This is a genomic window from Moritella sp. 24, from assembly GCF_018219155.1.
Taxonomy (GTDB): Bacteria; Pseudomonadota; Gammaproteobacteria; order Enterobacterales; family Moritellaceae; genus Moritella.
The window spans coordinates 3,348,400-3,365,188 of sequence record NZ_CP056123.1; the positions used below are offsets into that span (position 1 = coordinate 3,348,400).

Here is a 16,789-nt window from a genome sequence, read left to right on the forward strand (position 1 = left end):
TTATAATTTAAAATGACTCGCATTCGCTAACTTAATAACAGACTATGCAGACTCATCGATCGCATGTTCACGACTAGCCTTTGCCCGTGTCGCAGTCAATGCGGTGGTTAAGTAATTAACATTTGGACAGCTAAACATATCATCTAACGTCGTTGATAATTTACGACGCCAGTTAGGATACTCATCTGTCGTGCCCGGAATATTCACCGGTTTGTCCATTTCTAACCAATCTTCTAACTGCAAACTTAACAGACTGCTAGAGCCTGCAGCAAGGTGTAATTGTAAGCTATTACTTAACGCCTGATCCATTGGTACATAACTCGCATTACGACCGACACTCTCGGCTAACTTACCATGCCATGACACGCTATTTAAAATTTCTTGTTTTGATTTACTGCGGTCATCAAACAAGCCATTTAATTGTGATTGGTCTGGATACAAACCAATCGTGTGGCCTAATTTTAGATCTTCACAATGCCAGAAACCACGTAACGTCGGCATATCATGAGTACATAAGGTAGCCATTGACTGCGGCTGATAATGTGCTGGGGAGTAATAACCACCGTCTTCCGCTGTTTCAAAAAAGAAGACTTTATAAGAATGAATACCCGCATCACTTAACAAGCTAACAATTTCATCTGGTACGGTACCTAAATCTTCACCGATCACTGCACATTGATGACGATGACTTTCTAAAGCCAAAATCGCTAACATATCTTGCACTGGGTAATACATGTAAGCCCCAGATGTTGCGCTTTCACCTTTCGGGATCCACCACAAACGCAATAAACCTAATACATGGTCGATACGTAATGCACCGCAATGCTGCATATTGGCACGTAACAATTGAATAAAGGCATCGTAACTTGTCGCGATTAACTCCGCAGGATTTAACGGTGGCAAGCCCCAGTTTTGTCCTAATGGCCCTAATACATCCGGTGGCGCACCAATACTAACGTCTTGACATAATGTACCAGTATCAGCCCATACTTCTGCGCCACTATCCGCAACACCAACAGCAAGATCACGGTAAAGACCCATGTTCATGCCTTGTGCTAACGCAAATTTTTGTACATCAGCAATCTGCTCATCCGCAACCCACTGTAGGTACATATATAACTGAATCGCAGGTTGATTTTGTTTAATAAAGCGAGCCACAGCCGGACTGTTTATATCTCGGAATTCCGCTGGGAATACCTGCCAACCCCAAACGCTATCATCTTTGTCGTGTAAATGTTGATGCAGTGCATCAAATGTCGCTTGATGTAATAAACTATGACCACCTTTAGCTACAAACGCGGCAAACGCTTGCGCGCGCTGACTATCATTCGCTAAATGGCGCTGCTGAAACTCGGTAAACAACAGAGGTAACACGCTCATTTTTAAACGTGATACTTCGCTGTAATCAACCCACTCTGTTGCACGTACCGCATGTAACCCTTGCTGGAACTCACTACTGCCAACACGCTGTTGGGCAGCAGTACATAATGCAAACTCAGGGACAGCACTCACATCAATATATAATAGGTTTAACCAACGTCGAGATGACGGGCTATAAGGGCTCGCGCCTTCAGGGTTCGCAGGAAATAACGAGTGGATCGGATTTAAGCCAACAAAATCGCCACCACGTGCTGCAATATCCGCAACCAACTGTTTCAGGTCACCAAAATCACCAACACCCCAGTTATGATCTGTTTTTAATGTATATAACTGTACACTAGGGCCCCAAGACTTCGTGCCTTGTTCAATAGCAGGCTGTTTGTAACACGCTTTTGGCGTAACAATTAACGTCATTTCATACGGTGATTTACGACGACGGCGTAATACCTGTAATTGATGATAACCCAATGCTAAATCACTCGGTAATGAGAACGTAATAGCTCCCCCTTCGTGACGTAAATCAGCGATAATTTGTGACTGTAAATAACCTTCAATCACTTCGCCCTGCTCTGTTTCTAACTGCCAGCTAAAGTCACTGATTCGCGCACTTGCGCCTAAATTCAACTCGATATGAATCGGTTCGCCATCTTTAACAACTTTAACTGTGTCTAAAATTAATTTTTGCTGCTTTTTCTCTGCCGACGCTAATAGCGATTTATCAGATGTCGTATCATAGCCAAGTGCAGCTAATAAACTTGTTAGCGTCTCAGTAGACACGAATTCATTATTACCCCAAGCATTGGTATAGCTATCTGCGATACCCGCTTGTTTAGCAACTTCTTTCAGCACATTACTTTGTTCCATTTTATCCTCCATGAATATTTAGCGACTAACCGCATTTAATTGCCAGATGTTGTTAGCATAATCACGAATACTACGATCAGAGCTAAATTTACCATTACGCGCTGTATTTAAAATTGCCATTTTTGCCCAACCCTGTTGATCACAATATTGCTTATCAATGCGTGCTTGCGTCTGAGCGTAATCAGCAAAATCTGCAAGTACCAAATACGGGTCTCCCCCTTCTAACAAGCTATGACGTGTTGCATTCAGTAATCCTGGTTGCCCAGGTGTAAACTCATCACCCAGTAATAAGTCTAATGATTCACGCAACAACTTGTCTGAGTCATAATAATGATACGTATTATAACCTTGAGCCTGCAGTGCTTGTACTTCATCAACATTCAAACCAAAGATGAAGATATTGTCATCACCCACTTCTTCACGGATCTCAACATTCGCACCATCCATCGTACCGATCGTTAATGCGCCATTAAGTGCCATTTTCATATTACCGGTACCCGATGCTTCTTTACCAGCCGTTGAAATCTGTTCTGATACATCCGCAGCAGGGATAATGATCTCCGCTAAACTCACGCGGTAATCAGGCAGAAATACTACTTTCAAGGTATCACCTATTCGCGGATCATTGTTAATCTTTTCTGCTACCTTGTTAATCGCAAAGATAATTTCTTTAGCTAGCTCATACCCTGGCGCTGCTTTTGAAGCAAAAATAAACACCCTTGGTTGCATTTTGAAATCAGCATCGTTAATTAAACGGTGATACAAAGACAAAATATGCAATAAATTAAGGTGCTGACGTTTATATTCATGCAGACGCTTAATCTGTACATCAAAGATTGCATCCGGGTTCAGCGTGATCCCCATATTCTCAGCAACCCAATCAGCTAAACGTTGCTTGTTGGCTTTTTTAACACGCATAAAGTCAGCTTGGAATTGACTGTCATCGGCAAATTTTTCTAGCTTCTGTAATTGGTCCAAATCTTTGATCCAACTAGTGCCAATTTTACTGCTGATTAATGCCGACAACTGCGGGTTACAGAACTTCAACCAACGACGTGGGGTCACACCGTTGGTGACATTATGTAATCGCCCCGGAAACAACTCATTAAACTCTGGAAATAAATCACGTTTAACGAGAGCTGAATGCATCGCAGCAACACCGTTCACAGCATACGTACTGGCAACACATAAGTTCGCCATGCGCACTCGACGTTCGCCACCTTCTTGAATGATTGATAATTTACGTAGCTTCTCAATATCACCCGGCCATTTATCTGATACAGCGCCCATCAAGCGTAAATTAATATCAAAAATAATTTCCATATGACGAGGTAACAAGGTTTTCATTAATTGTTCACCCCATGTTTCTAGCGCTTCAGGCAACAAGGTATGATTAGTATAAGCAAATGTTTTTGAGCTAATCGCCCACGCGTCATCCCAACTTAACTTATGTTCATCTAGCAATATTCGCAATAGCTCAGGAATAGCAATTGTCGGATGTGTGTCATTAAGTTGAATTGACTCTAATTTAGCTAAATCAGCGATGGCATGCCCAGCTGCTTTATGACGGCGTAATATATCCGCTACCGAGCAAGCACAGTGGAAGTATTGCTGCATTAGTCGCAGCTCTTTACCCTTATCATGATTATCATTTGGGTATAATACTTTAGTCAGATTACCCGCTTGAATATTACTAGCCTGTGCTTCAACATAATTACCTTCGTCAAAACGCATTAAGTTAAACGGCGCTGGTGCTCGACACTCCCACAAACGCAACGGATACACAGAGTTATTGTTATAGCCCACAATCGGTAAATCCCACGCCATGCCTTCAACATTTAAACTTGGGACCCAACGTCGGTGCGTGATATCACTGCTATCTGTATACTCTTCTACGTAACCGTAAAAGCCAACTTTTTGAGCTAATTCTGGGCGAATAACTTCCCAAGGATAACCCGCGTCATCACGCCATACATCTGGTGTTTCTTGTTGGCGACCTTCATTAAAACTTTGCTTAAATAAGCCGTATTCATAATGCAATCCATAACCAACTGCAGGGTATTCTTCCGCTGCGAGTGAATCCATAAAGCAAGCAGCAAGACGACCTAATCCCCCGTTACCTAACGCAGGATCACGTTCTTCTTCTAATAAGTCAGTGAGGTTTTGACCAAACTCTGCCATCGCAGCCGTAACGTCTTCATACAAACCCATGCTGATCAGGTTGTTACCTGTAAGGCGGCCAATTAAAAATTCGAGAGAAAGGTAATTAACACTGCGGGCATTTTTTATTTTGCTATCTTGTTCTGTCGCCAGTAAATTCATGGTCGTTGTTTCTGCCAACGCATATTCCATTGCTAAACGCCAAGTATAGGCACTTGCTTGATCGGGTGATGTGACCAATTTGGTTGCTAGATATTTATTCACCGCGGCTTGAAATGCTGTCTTATCAAAGCTTTTATTTACTGTCGATTTCATCATACATCCTAATATTTATGCTGCATTCGGTTTTAAGGCTAACCAAAAATTTAAAATTAAGTAAAAAGTCAATGTGGTCATCTTGTCTTAATCGGTAAATATCAGCATCCTCCTACGCTTATAAATTAAAGGAGGAGTAGTTTAGGCGTAGACGCGTTTATTTATCAGTGAGCGTGATAGAGTTCGCAATTTATGGGGGGGGATATGTGAATAACAGTGATTTGAATCGTGTTATTTACTTCTCTTAATCTCAATTCGCTTGCCTAAATATGAAGGAAATAAAGCAAGCGAATAAGATTTAATAAAACAGTCTCAAAGTATAAGAATAAAAACGATTATTAAACACGCATTGCTACGATAGCGCGACTATTAAGTCCTTTATCAAGGCTTACTGTAAATGTATTTGTAGGTTCAGCATGCAAAAGCTCACCAGTCCAAAAATCTCGCCAAATAGCCGTAAAATCAACTTTAAGTGTATGAACAGTAGCCTTGCTTTCTGCATAATTAAATAAACAATGAAGTTCGTGCTGATGTGCTAAAAGCAACCAGCTATGACAAATGGAAAGCGATTGAAACTGCGCGGATTCTTGACTCAATTGTTGACGTTCCAGCAATGCTTTCCATGTCTGTTTAGCAAAGTCATTTAAGGCGGGTAAGGGATCACCTGATAATGTAACTCCTCCCGCGGCTAAAACAACATCGCGATGAAATTCATAGTTAGCTTGCTCAGTACCTTGGTCGGTTAATGATATTAAAGTGATACAGTCAGGATCTATTTGCCATAATTGCCGATGTTGCCAACTGCGATAAAACGTCTCTTTGGCTATCTGTTGAAAACGCTCTGGACGACGTTCAACATCATCAGAAACACGCATTGCATCTACTAATCCGAGGGACGGCCACATTGGCGCATTACAACCAAGAATGAGCGCATCTCCAGCACCATCAATGATAGCTTGCATCCCTAGACGGTACGCTTCAATTCCCGTCATTCCCGCTTGCATTCGTTGGCCACGTAAACTCCCCCAATAGTTTGCATCTAATTTAAATAACGCCACACCCCAGTCTTCTTTCATGGTTCGAACAACAGCAGTTAAATGACGCTGCACCTCAATATTCGAAGTATCAAGTATATACCAAGGCGTACAACGCCAGCCGCCATACGTAATATCTTCCGCTTTTAATAATTCACCGTTGGCATGCCGTACAAACCAGTCTGGGTGCTCTTTAAAAACGCTCGACTCAGGTTGCGCAATAAATGGAGCAAGCCAAATTGCTGGTTTTTTCCCCTTTTCCTTAATCGATCGTAATAAAGCTTTAATACCCTGAGGAAATTTATCTGATGGTGTTAACCAGTCCCCCATGAACGCCTGATAACCATCATCTAACAGCACCCACTCAAGTTCAGACTGGGTCTGACACATAACATCAACATTATCCAAAACATGCTGCTGCGTTACCTGTGCATAATACGCATACCAAGAGCACCAACCAATTGGTGCATCAACTTTAACACCGGGGCGGAGGGGATGATTTTGCTGAATTTTTGCAACGTAACAAGCATAAGCATCTGCAAGTGAATTCGATTTAATCACCGTGACAGCTTCCATCAAATTCGTAGACCAATCTTGTGACTGGGTATGCTCACCATCAAGATAAGCGATGACCGTGGTAACCGTTTGCACTTGATTGATCTCAAAATAACCAGCAAACCGATGACAAGAAGTAAACCCAAAAAGCGTAAATCCATCCGTTTCTTCTATCACCAGATAATTATAGAAACGCTTCTGAGCCTGCGCTGAATATAAGCGATAACTCACATTATTATCAGGGCAACGACCAATATCTTTCAATGCGTTAAGTTGCCCACTCGTTTGAGCAAGCATTTGAAAACCATCACCGAGAATTTTAGCATTCGTCTCAATTTGAATCGGGAATTGTAGTACAGGAAAATGATCATCAATTCGCTGGTTATTAACACCTGTAAATTGCATCGTTATTTGATCATTTTTTAGTACATAATCTAAGTCTGATTGAACCGGAATTGCAACTTGAGTATGAGTAAATACCATCGCAGTCATGTGAAAACCTTATCGATATTATCAAAGCAAAATCACAAGTTACTCCTCATCACAATTTTTCGGTGATATAAATGTCATTATTGTGCTGTTTGAATGTAACAAAATGAAACAACAAAAGGCTACATCACCATTTCAATAGTCCTTTTGGGTTACCCTTATACGATACTAATCGAAACTATAAAGAGTAACTATGTGGATCGCATCTAAATTAAACAGGCCAAGTCGCTTACATAATTCAATTTCACGCACACGTGTACTCACACAGCTACAAGATGCCCCCTTTAATAAATTAGTATTGTTCCGCTCTCCAGCTGGGTATGGAAAAACCACGATGGCTGCACAATGGCTCAAAGATCAAAGCCAAGTTGGTTGGTTTAATATCGATGAAACCGATAACGATACGTTCCGCTTTGTGAACTATTTTATTCAAGCGATTAACAAAGTTACCGAGCAATCCTGTATCAATTCTCAAGCATTAGCTGAACGTCGACAGTACAGCTCACTGCCCAATTTATTCAGTGAATTATTTGCAGAGTTGGCGCACTATCAAAGTGAATTTTATTTGGTATTGGATGACTACCATTGTATTAATAACGATGAGATACACGAGGGCCTGCGTTTTTTCTTAAAATACATGCCAAATAACTGCACCATCGTTGTCACCAGCCGAACTTTACCGCCATTAAACACCGCAAACCTGCGTGTACGTGACCAATTAATCGAATTAGACAGTGAGTACCTTGCATTTGATGACGAGGAAATAGTCCAGTTTTTCCAACAACGGATTAACTTTTCAATCAGCCCTGAACAAGTCCAAGCTGTTCAACAAAAAATTGAAGGCTGGCCTTCGGCCTTGCAACTAATCGCACTGCAGGTGAAACAAAAAAAGCATAGTTTAGCCGAATCGACAGAATGGTTATCACAACTTAACCCTTCTCACTTGTGGGACTACCTTGCTGAAGAAGTCTTTAATTTATTAGACAAACCATTACAAATATTTCTCATGCAATGCTCTGTCTTTAATATTTTTAATACCAGTTTAATCACCGAATTCTTAGATGATATTGAAGCAAACAATCTATTAGAGTCGTTAGATAAACACGGTTTGTTTTTACATTCGCTAGAAGGCGAACAAAACTGGTACCGCTTCCAAAATTTATTTGCTGATTTTTTAAAACACCAGCGTCGAACCAAGCTTGCGCAGAGCAGTAAGCAATTACATAAAGATGCAGCTCGCGCTTGGCTTAAACACGACAATGCCCAGCAAGCGTTATTCCACGCTCAACGAGCTAAAGACAGCGCCTTAATTGCTGATATTTTATCAACACACGGCTGGCACATGTTTAATCGCGGTGAGTTAGCAAACTTAGAAACGACCATTGGTCAGTTACAACCTGATACCTTATATCAGAGTCCCCGTTTACCATTATTACAAGCTTGGTTAGCGCAAAGCCAACACAGTTATGATCAAGTAGGTGATTTATTAGCACAAGCATTAACTGAGTTAAAGCAACGTAATATCGAATTGACACGAGCACAACAAGGCGAGTTTAATGCCCTGCGAGCACAAGTGGCCATGAATCAGAACACTCCTAAAGTGGCCCTACAACTGGCTGAAAATGCCTTGGAACAATTAGATCCAAGCAATTATCGTAGTCGAATTGTCGCCACCTCAGTGATTGGTGAAGTAAACCATGTACTCGGTCATTTAGATCGCGCGTTATCCGTGATGCAACAAGCAGAACGCATGGCGCGTCAATACCACGTTTACCCACAAGCTCTTTGGACTCTATTACAACAAAGTGAGATTTTGATTGCACAAGGTCATATCCAATCTGCATTTGAATTACTCGATAGTGCCGACCAATTGGCTGAAAAACAGCACTTACAACAACTGCCTTTATACGAATTTTCACAACGTATTCGCAGTCAAATTTATTGGCGTTGGAATCATTTAGATCTCGCTGAAGAATTTGCGCACAAAGGCTTAAATGTACTGCCAGAATATAGCCAATCAAAACATTTACAGTCGTATGCCATCTTAGCCCGTGTGCATTTATCCCGTGGTGAACTCGATAAAGCAGGTCGTTATATCGACTTATGTGGCGAGCTTATCGACCAGTCAGATTATCATGCCGACTGGATAGCAAATGCCAATTTTTCTCAATTGTTATATTGGCAAGCAAAAGGCCTACACAGCAAGGCAGAACAATGGCTAACACAAAGCCAGCCTGTCGCAGAAAATGCGTGTAATCACTTTACACAAAGCCACGGACGTAATGTTGCCAGAGCTTATATGCTCACAGAAAACTACACGCAAGCGCTCCAGACTCTAGATCATTTACAACAAGCCGCGACAGACTATCAATTGGTATTTGAACAGCAAAAAAATGCGACGTTAGAAGCCGTACTTTATAGCCAATCAAACAATCAAGAAAAGGCATTAGAGAAATTAAAAATTGCCCTGACGTTAGCTAATACGACGAGTTCTATTTGCGACTTTTTAATTGATGCCAAAGTCATTGCAGAGCTGCTGAACGGCTTATTAAAGCAAGGTAAGATGGCAGAGTTAGAACGTTATCGTGCAGAGAAATTACTGGCTGAAATGTCGATAAAACGCCATAGCCGCGCGGTTTATTTTGATAAAGATTTTGTACATAAACTGCTAAACAGCCACGAAGTACCAGAGCTTATTCGAACGAGCCCACTGACTCACCGCGAGTGGCAAGTTCTGGGATTAATTTATTCTCGTTATAGCAATGAGCAAATTTCCATAGAATTAGATGTGGCGTCAACAACCATTAAAACGCATATTCGTAATCTTTATCAGAAATTAAATATTGCCAATCGTAAAGAAGCAATTGAAACAGCAGAGAACTTATTGAAGATGATCGGGTATTAATAATATAAAGGGCCTACATTTCTATAGGCCCTTTAACGATAACTTAATTATTATGCAAAACAGTAAGGGGATTACTGTTGACTAAGCTATCGATTTTTCATTGATATCGTTTATTTATAAAACGCTTCAACAGTTCCTTTCATCGTCATCATAAGCGGTTGACCACGACGGTCTAATGCTTTGTGCGATGGCACTTTTACCCAGCCTTCACTGATGCAATATTCTTCAACATCGAAGCGCTCTTTGCCGTTAAGCATAATACCAATGTCGTACTGAAAAACAGCTTCATCATGGTGTGGGCTGCGAGGGTTACCCGAAAGGTGATCTGGTAAAGCTGGTTTCGATGTAGTGTCGTTCATGTTCGTGACCTGTTATAAATAAAAGTGCGCCATTGTAGACAATATAGGCCTAACGCTCAAGGGCCGCTGTAATAAATGTTAACCCCTCGTATCCTAAACACTCAAATGCTTCTAAAAATATCACGCGTTGCGAATAACTCTTAAATAGCCTTCAACATATCAAAAAATAAAGCCAGCGGACAAACACCTTTTTAACAAAGCGTGTATCGTCCGCTGGCTTTCATTATAACTGTAGAGGTAATCGTTAAATAGGCATCATAGCAGGTTCACTACGTTTACCCTTTCACACCACCAGACGTTAAACCGCCCACTAACCAGCGCTGCGCAAGTAAAAAGACAACCGTGATTGGTAATGCAGACAACACAGCAGCTGCAGCAAAGTCACCCCAAAGGTAGTTTTGCGGATACAAGTACTGTTGCATACCAACCGCCAAGGTATAATTATTCACGTCAGACAATAATAGCGAGGCCACTGGCACTTCTGTTACCGCAGCGATAAACGCAAGGATGAATACCACCGCTAAGATTGGCACCGACAAAGGCAATAGTACCAAACGGAATGCTTGCCAAGGCGTAGCGCCATCCAATGCGGCAGCCTCTTCTAATGAACCATCAATCGACTCGAAATAACCTTTAATCGTCCATACATGCAGTGCAATACCGCCAAGGTAGGCGAAGATTAGACCACCGTGGGTATTCAGTCCCAAGAAAGGCACATACTGACCTAACTTATCGAATAAAGCATATAACGCTACCAGTGCTAATACTGCAGGGAACATCTGGAAAATCATCATCGCTTTTAAGATCGTGTCTTTACCGCTGAAACGTAAGCGTGCAAACGCATAAGCAGACGTTGTCGATAACGCCACAATCATCACCGCCGATATAGACGCAACTTTTACCGAGTTCCACAACCACAACAACACAGGAAATGGCGGTGGTGTAATACTGCCATCCGCATTTGTTACCGAGAAGCCTAGCGCTAAGCGCCAGTGATCTAAGGTCGGGGATGTCGGGATAATGCCGCCCGTTGCAAAATTACCTTCACGTAATGAAATTGCCACTACCATAATCAATGGAAAAATAATCACCACCAATAATGCGCAAAGTGCTAGATGAGCAGCCCACACTCGATATTTTAATGATTTCCCTTGTACCATCGCCATATTATTACTCCTTATTTTTGTTAGTTATTGCGCTGATTATTTTTCTGACAGCTTGGTGAAACGTAAGTTAAAGAGCGCTAAACCACCCACTAACAAGAAGATAAGCGTGGTAATTGCACTAGCTAAACCAAAGTCTTGGCCACCAGCACCTTCAAAAGCAATGCGATAAGTGTAGTTAACCAACAAGTCGGTATAACCCGCAGGCTCACTCGTACCAATCATGTTTGGTCCACCTTGCGTTAACAATTGAATTAATACAAAGTTATTAAAGTTAAACGAGAAGCTGGCAATCATTAATGGTAATAATGGTTTCATCATCATTGGGAAAGTAATGTTCTTGAAGTTTTGCAGTGGTCCTGCGCCATCCAATGCCGATGCTTCGTATAAATCATCTGGAATCGATTTCAACATACCCATGCTTAAAATCATCATGTACGGGAAACCAAGCCAAATATTCACCATCAATACCATGGCTTTGGCCGAAACAGGGTCAGAGAACCAACTTGGCGACAGACCAAACATAGCTTCTAACACCATATTAATTTCACCGAAGCTTTGGTTGAACAAACCTTTAAAAATCAGAATAGAAATAAATGATGGCACCGCATAAGGTAAAATTAACAACATGCGATAAATAGCACGACCGCGTAATGCTTCCCACTGCACAATGCTTGCCAGCACTAAACCAATAATCACGGTGGCAACAACAGAGAGTCCAGAAAAAATAATCGTCCAAAAGAAAATACTAATAAACGGTTCTTTAATCCCGTCATCTTGCCAAATACGTTCAAAGTTTGCCGTGCCAATCACCACTGTGAATCCAGGTGATAACGGGTCACCAACATAGTTACCTTGCGCATCAATGGTTTGATAAAAGCCTGTTTCCATATTCGGAATTAACACGGTTTTATCTTTATTATTAACGAGTGTTGTCCCGTCTTTTTCGAGGCTGTAAAGCGGCTGAACAGCTGCAAATTTACGTAACCCACTCATCCGAATTGCATTGCCATTGGGCAACACTAAATCCACGGTGTTTAACATCGCGCGATTTTTGATAATGTCTTTTATTTTCGCTTTGCTACCAATCACGCTATCTGTTGCGCTAAGCACCAAACGTCGGCTATTTGGTTGCGTTAAATTAATTTCATCCGTCACTAATAATTGCGTACCGTCTTTAACGGCAAGGCGATAACCATTTTCACTGCGGTACAAATCGAATTTATAGCTGTCACCACTTTGATAGGTATTATCCAGCAAAACAGATTGTGCACGTTCAAACGACAGCTGGTTTTTAGCACTGTAATTAGTAAACGCGATACCCACCGTGTACACCAGAGGGAAAATAATAAACAAGATCATGCCCGCCACACCCGGATAAATATAACGGTGTGCGTAGGTCTTTTTACTACCAAAAATATACAAAGCCAACGAGGTTAGAATAAGCGTTAAGACCGCAAATGACGTCTCACCACGTGAATACATCAATACCGACGCATAACCATTCATTAACCCAATAAGCGTGAGGGTGCACCATTTAATAAAATGCGGAGAAAAAAATCGAGAATTGACTTTGTTGCAAGCCGATTGATCATCCGGTGTATCATCACCGAGAATGTCAGCTACTTTAACAGTCTGCATGGAAGAACCTACCTCATAAACAGCAAAAGGAGAGATAATCTCTCCTCATATCTCATGACTTCCTATCGTTAATTCACAAAGTATTAAGACAGGAAGTTATAAAACAAAAAGTACTAAAACAAAAAGCCTTGAACTACTTTGTCATCTGCTTTTCAGCATCACTTAACGCAGCATCAATTGATTGACGACCATCAACAATGTTAATGATGGCATTTTTAGTTGCACTCCAAAATGCGCTCATCTGTGGGATATTTGGCATAATTTCACCGTTCATCGCATTATTCATTGTTGCAGCAATACGGCTATCAGTCGCTAACTGCGCTTGGTATGACGTCAATGCAACAGCACCTAATGGCTTATCACTGTTCACTTGAGCCAGACCTTCATCTGTCAATAAGTAGTTTTCGATAAACTCAACCGCGAGATCTTTGTTTGGCGACGCAGTACTAATACCCGCTGTTAATACACCTACAAACGGTTTAGAGTGACTGCCGTTAAATTGTGGCAATTCAGCAACACCATAATTAATATCAGACTTGTCTACGTTACCCCATGACCAAGGGCCATTAATAGTCATTGCAACATTGCCTTTAATAAACTCTGATTCAGATACTGAATAATCCATATCAGGTGAAATAACCTTATCAGCAATGAGGTTTTGCACTAACTGCATACTGCCTTTAACACCCGCATTATTCACGCCTGAATCTTTCACATCATAACCATTAGCATTGGTTTTAAATGCATAGCCACCGTCTGCCGCCATTAACGGCCAAGTGAAGTACGGTTCTTTTAGATTCCACATAATGGCAGATTTACCCTGCGCTTTAAGTTGCTTATCTAATGTCGCTACATCTTCCCAATTTTTTGGTGGAGTTTTAACTAAATCTTTATTATAAATGAGTGAAAGAGATTCAACCGCAACTGGGTAACCGATGTATTTCCCGTTGTATTTAACCGCATCCCACGTGAAGTCAATCATGCTGTCTTTCAGTTCTTTCGATGGTTTAATTTCGGCTAATAAACCCGCTTGCGCATAACCACCAAAACGGTCATGAGCCCAAAATACGATATCAGGACCGTCACCCGTTGCAGCTACTTGTGGGAACTTGTCTTGTAAGCTATCTGGATGCGCAACTGTCACCTTAATGCCAGTATCAGCTTCAAACTGCTTGCCTACTTCAGCAAGACCGTTATAACCTTTATCGCCGTTAATCCAGATTGTTAACTGGCCTTCTTCAATAGCAGCATAGGCAGATAAAGAGTTCATTGCAGTTAGTAGTGCTACCGCTGTTAAGGTTTTTCTCATCACTTATATCCTTATTAAATTAGCTTTCAAACTTACCAGACAAGTTGTCTGCGTTGGAGGGTATAGTGATGTAAAACACCATAGTGAACATCCTCCTTTACCCTACGCCTAGTACAGGTAAAACCAAAAGCGTGAACTTGAACGATTAATTTTACTGAGTTGGTCAAATAAGGCGATAAAAATGCGATGGCTCGCACACTAAAACGCGACAAGGTACCTATTTAGAGTGATAATTAGTCAACCATTATTAAAATGTGATCTATGCACTCCTCCTATCTTCTCCACCCTAAAAGTTTTTGCCAAGGATGATGCAGATAAAGGTCATATAAAACACACTATCAACATCGAATAATGCTGTGTAAGATATTCTAATTAATCATAAAAAGGACTAACGAGATGGCAAATGTCACGTTAAACAATGTATGTAAAGCATATGGTGATGTACTTATTTCTAAAAACGTAGATCTTGAAATAAATGATGGTGAGTTTGTTGTATTCGTTGGTCCATCAGGTTGTGGTAAGTCAACTTTACTGCGTTGCATTGCTGGACTTGAAGATATAACGTCTGGTGATCTGTTTATTGGCGGCAAACGCATGAATGATGTTGAACCGTCGAAACGTGGTGTTGGCATGGTATTCCAGTCTTATGCGCTTTATCCACATTTAGATTTAACCGATAACATGTCGTTTGGTTTGAAGTTAGCAAAAGCAGATAAACAGCTAATCAAAGATCGTGTGAAACATGCCGCAGACATTCTGCAACTAACGCCACTACTCGATCGTAAGCCAAAGTCGTTATCCGGTGGTCAACGTCAACGCGTTGCTATTGGCCGTACCTTGGTATCACAACCAGAAGTATTTTTGTTAGATGAGCCACTATCAAATTTAGATGCGGCATTACGTGTAAAAATGCGTATTGAACTAGCGAAACTGCACAAGCAATTAGGTTGCACGATGATCTACGTGACCCATGATCAAGTTGAAGCGATGACAATGGCAGATAAGATCGTCGTACTTGACGGTGGTAATGTTGCTCAGGTTGGCGCGCCATTAGATATTTACCATTACCCTAAAAACATTTTTGTCGCTGGTTTTATTGGCTCACCAAAAATGAACTTCATTAACGTCAATATTCAAGCGACTGAAGCTGACCGTGTCGAAGTACTGCTACCTAATTGCCAGAGTATTTGGATCCCTGTCGATGGTAAAACAGTGAACGCCGGAGATGAAATGACCCTCGGTATTCGTCCAGAACATTTAGTCCCTGTTGAAAGTGCCGATGTGGTGATCACGGGTGAAACTATCGTGGTAGAAAAACTGGGTAATGAAACGCAAGTTTACTTGCACATTGAAGGCTGTAATGACGATGTTATTTATCGCGTGGCAGATACTCTATCTATTGATGCGGGCGAGAAGTTAGACATCGGTATTCCAGCACACCGTTGCCACTTGTTCCATAAAGATGGTTTAGCGTGTCAGCGCTTGTATCAAGAAACGACGAGTTAGTTTTATATTCAAATAATTAACGTCTAAGTTAAGAAAGCCTCCGACAGGAGGCTAAATTCAACAACGAACTATTTTTCTGATCTCAGAATCACTGAATTTAAAAAATCAGATACAACCAACTTATTTTCAACCACAGCTACATCTGACGGTCCATCTTGAATGTTTGTATTCAAAAGCGGTACATTCGACTGTGTTAAATCATACACCTGAACACCTGCACCTGACTTACTATCACCTGAACCATCATTCCCCCAAAATCCAACATATAACTTATCGTTGTCTACATATAAGCCATCATAATTCCCCGTATTTGCGATCACGTAAGGGTTAATAAAATCCCCATTAGATGTAACCTCAAAACGAGTCAGTCTTCCGGTGCTATCCCCAGGAAAATCTCCGGAAAAAATATAATCAGTTCCATTTTCGTTAAAAGAAACCAAACCAGTAGGATAATTTGATATCACATCATTACCCGCATTATCGGTAACAAAAGTAGCTGGCTCTTTAAAGTTTTTATTCAATTTAATTAGCGTTTGTGTATTGAAAGAAGCTATAAAAATAGTATTTCCGATAATGGTGAGATCTGCAGTTCCTTTTGAATCAAACCGTGACTGATCTACATTCGTTAAATCATAAGATGTATAGTGATAATTAGACCCATCATGTTCAATCTTAACTAATTGGTCGACATCAACAGCAAAAATAGTGTCACTATTTGTATCCTTTACTAATCCCTTAGGATGATATAGTTGGACCCCATCTAAATATTTAGGAAGTAAAATAGGCTCTAATGAAATATCATGATTAATTAACGCTATATAACCGCCAGGTTCGAGCGTTGTAGCATTACTTCCCCCATTGATTACATTAGTAACAAATAACCCTCTCTCTGTTTGTAAAATGGATTCAGGCGTATCGAGTTGAGTCGTGACAATTTCATCATCCGGCAAATAAGCACAACCAGAAATAACAAGTAGAGGTAGCGCGCATAATAGCTTAAGTTTCATATGTAACCTTTTTTGATACGTAAAAGTTACACTAACAATAACAGACTGCCACACAGCTAAATCTCACAGATGAGTAACGATGTGATGACAATTAAGTAACTA

At 40.9% G+C, this 16,789-nt stretch carries 10 protein-coding genes; 2 read left to right on the forward strand and 8 right to left on the reverse strand.

Annotated elements, in window-relative coordinates:
* Positions 1-42: 42 nt before the first annotated feature.
* The 3 genes from malQ to HWV00_RS14890 all read right to left on the reverse strand — a co-directional run bounded on the left by malQ (position 43) and on the right by HWV00_RS14890 (position 6,800).
* The gene (malQ, locus tag HWV00_RS14880; RefSeq protein ID WP_211682511.1) at positions 43-2,244 is read right to left on the reverse strand and encodes a 4-alpha-glucanotransferase; all 2,202 of its coding nucleotides are present in this window, start codon (positions 2,242-2,244) and stop codon (positions 43-45) included.
* Between the two features lie 18 nt (positions 2,245-2,262).
* Positions 2,263-4,719 (reverse strand): glycogen/starch/alpha-glucan phosphorylase, encoded by a 2,457-nt coding sequence (locus tag HWV00_RS14885; protein ID WP_211686612.1) that lies wholly within the window; start codon positions 4,717-4,719, stop codon positions 2,263-2,265.
* Between the two features lie 338 nt (positions 4,720-5,057).
* The gene (locus tag HWV00_RS14890; RefSeq protein ID WP_211682513.1) at positions 5,058-6,800 is read right to left on the reverse strand and encodes a glycoside hydrolase family 36 protein; all 1,743 of its coding nucleotides are present in this window, start codon (positions 6,798-6,800) and stop codon (positions 5,058-5,060) included.
* Positions 6,801-6,990: 190 nt separating this feature from the next.
* Here HWV00_RS14890 and malT point away from each other — a divergent pair, with 190 nt between their 5' ends.
* Positions 6,991-9,702 (forward strand): HTH-type transcriptional regulator MalT, encoded by a 2,712-nt coding sequence (malT, locus tag HWV00_RS14895; RefSeq protein ID WP_211682515.1) that lies wholly within the window; start codon positions 6,991-6,993, stop codon positions 9,700-9,702.
* A gap of 110 nt (positions 9,703-9,812) precedes the next feature.
* On the opposite strand, the gene HWV00_RS14900 is transcribed toward malT, so the two are convergent.
* The 4 genes from HWV00_RS14900 to malE all read right to left on the reverse strand — a co-directional run bounded on the left by HWV00_RS14900 (position 9,813) and on the right by malE (position 14,174).
* Positions 9,813-10,061 carry a DUF3297 family protein gene (locus HWV00_RS14900; RefSeq protein WP_211682518.1) on the reverse strand — a complete coding sequence of 83 codons (249 nt, stop codon included), beginning with the start codon at positions 10,059-10,061 and terminating at the stop codon, positions 9,813-9,815.
* A gap of 275 nt (positions 10,062-10,336) precedes the next feature.
* Positions 10,337-11,227 (reverse strand): maltose ABC transporter permease MalG, encoded by an 891-nt coding sequence (gene malG / locus HWV00_RS14905; protein ID WP_211682520.1) that lies wholly within the window; start codon positions 11,225-11,227, stop codon positions 10,337-10,339.
* Between the two features lie 36 nt (positions 11,228-11,263).
* Complete coding sequence (gene malF, locus HWV00_RS14910) at positions 11,264-12,865, reverse strand: maltose ABC transporter permease MalF (protein WP_211682522.1); 1,602 nt, start codon at positions 12,863-12,865, stop codon at positions 11,264-11,266.
* Between the two features lie 133 nt (positions 12,866-12,998).
* Positions 12,999-14,174, reverse strand: coding sequence for a maltose/maltodextrin ABC transporter substrate-binding protein MalE (gene malE / locus HWV00_RS14915; RefSeq protein WP_211682524.1), 1,176 nt, complete (start codon positions 14,172-14,174; stop codon positions 12,999-13,001).
* 396 nt (positions 14,175-14,570) lie between these two features.
* On the opposite strand from malE, the gene malK reads away from it, so the two are divergent.
* A complete protein-coding gene (gene malK / locus HWV00_RS14920) occupies positions 14,571-15,680 on the forward strand; it encodes a maltose/maltodextrin ABC transporter ATP-binding protein MalK (RefSeq protein WP_211682527.1) in 1,110 nt (369 codons plus the stop codon).
* Positions 15,681-15,748: 68 nt separating this feature from the next.
* On the opposite strand, the gene HWV00_RS14925 is transcribed toward malK, so the two are convergent.
* Complete coding sequence (locus tag HWV00_RS14925) at positions 15,749-16,687, reverse strand: hypothetical protein (protein WP_211682529.1); 939 nt, start codon at positions 16,685-16,687, stop codon at positions 15,749-15,751.
* Positions 16,688-16,789 lie beyond the last annotated feature (102 nt).

Bases quoted from the DNA above. Each gene is read 5' to 3' on its own strand.
- malF (WP_211682522.1), bottom strand. From the start codon at position 12,865: ATGCAGACTGTTAAAGTAGCTGACATTCTCGGTGATGATACACCGGAT.
- malE (WP_211682524.1), bottom strand. From the start codon at position 14,174: ATGAGAAAAACCTTAACAGCGGTAGCACTACTAACTGCAATGAACTCT.
- malQ (WP_211682511.1), bottom strand. From the start codon at position 2,244: ATGGAACAAAGTAATGTGCTGAAAGAAGTTGCTAAACAAGCGGGTATC.
- HWV00_RS14900 (WP_211682518.1), bottom strand. From the start codon at position 10,061: ATGAACGACACTACATCGAAACCAGCTTTACCAGATCACCTTTCGGGT.
- HWV00_RS14885 (WP_211686612.1), bottom strand. From the start codon at position 4,719: ATGAAATCGACAGTAAATAAAAGCTTTGATAAGACAGCATTTCAAGCC.
- HWV00_RS14890 (WP_211682513.1), bottom strand. From the start codon at position 6,800: ATGACTGCGATGGTATTTACTCATACTCAAGTTGCAATTCCGGTTCAA.
- malK (WP_211682527.1), top strand. From the start codon at position 14,571: ATGGCAAATGTCACGTTAAACAATGTATGTAAAGCATATGGTGATGTA.
- malT (WP_211682515.1), top strand. From the start codon at position 6,991: ATGTGGATCGCATCTAAATTAAACAGGCCAAGTCGCTTACATAATTCA.
- HWV00_RS14925 (WP_211682529.1), bottom strand. From the start codon at position 16,687: ATGAAACTTAAGCTATTATGCGCGCTACCTCTACTTGTTATTTCTGGT.
- malG (WP_211682520.1), bottom strand. From the start codon at position 11,227: ATGGCGATGGTACAAGGGAAATCATTAAAATATCGAGTGTGGGCTGCT.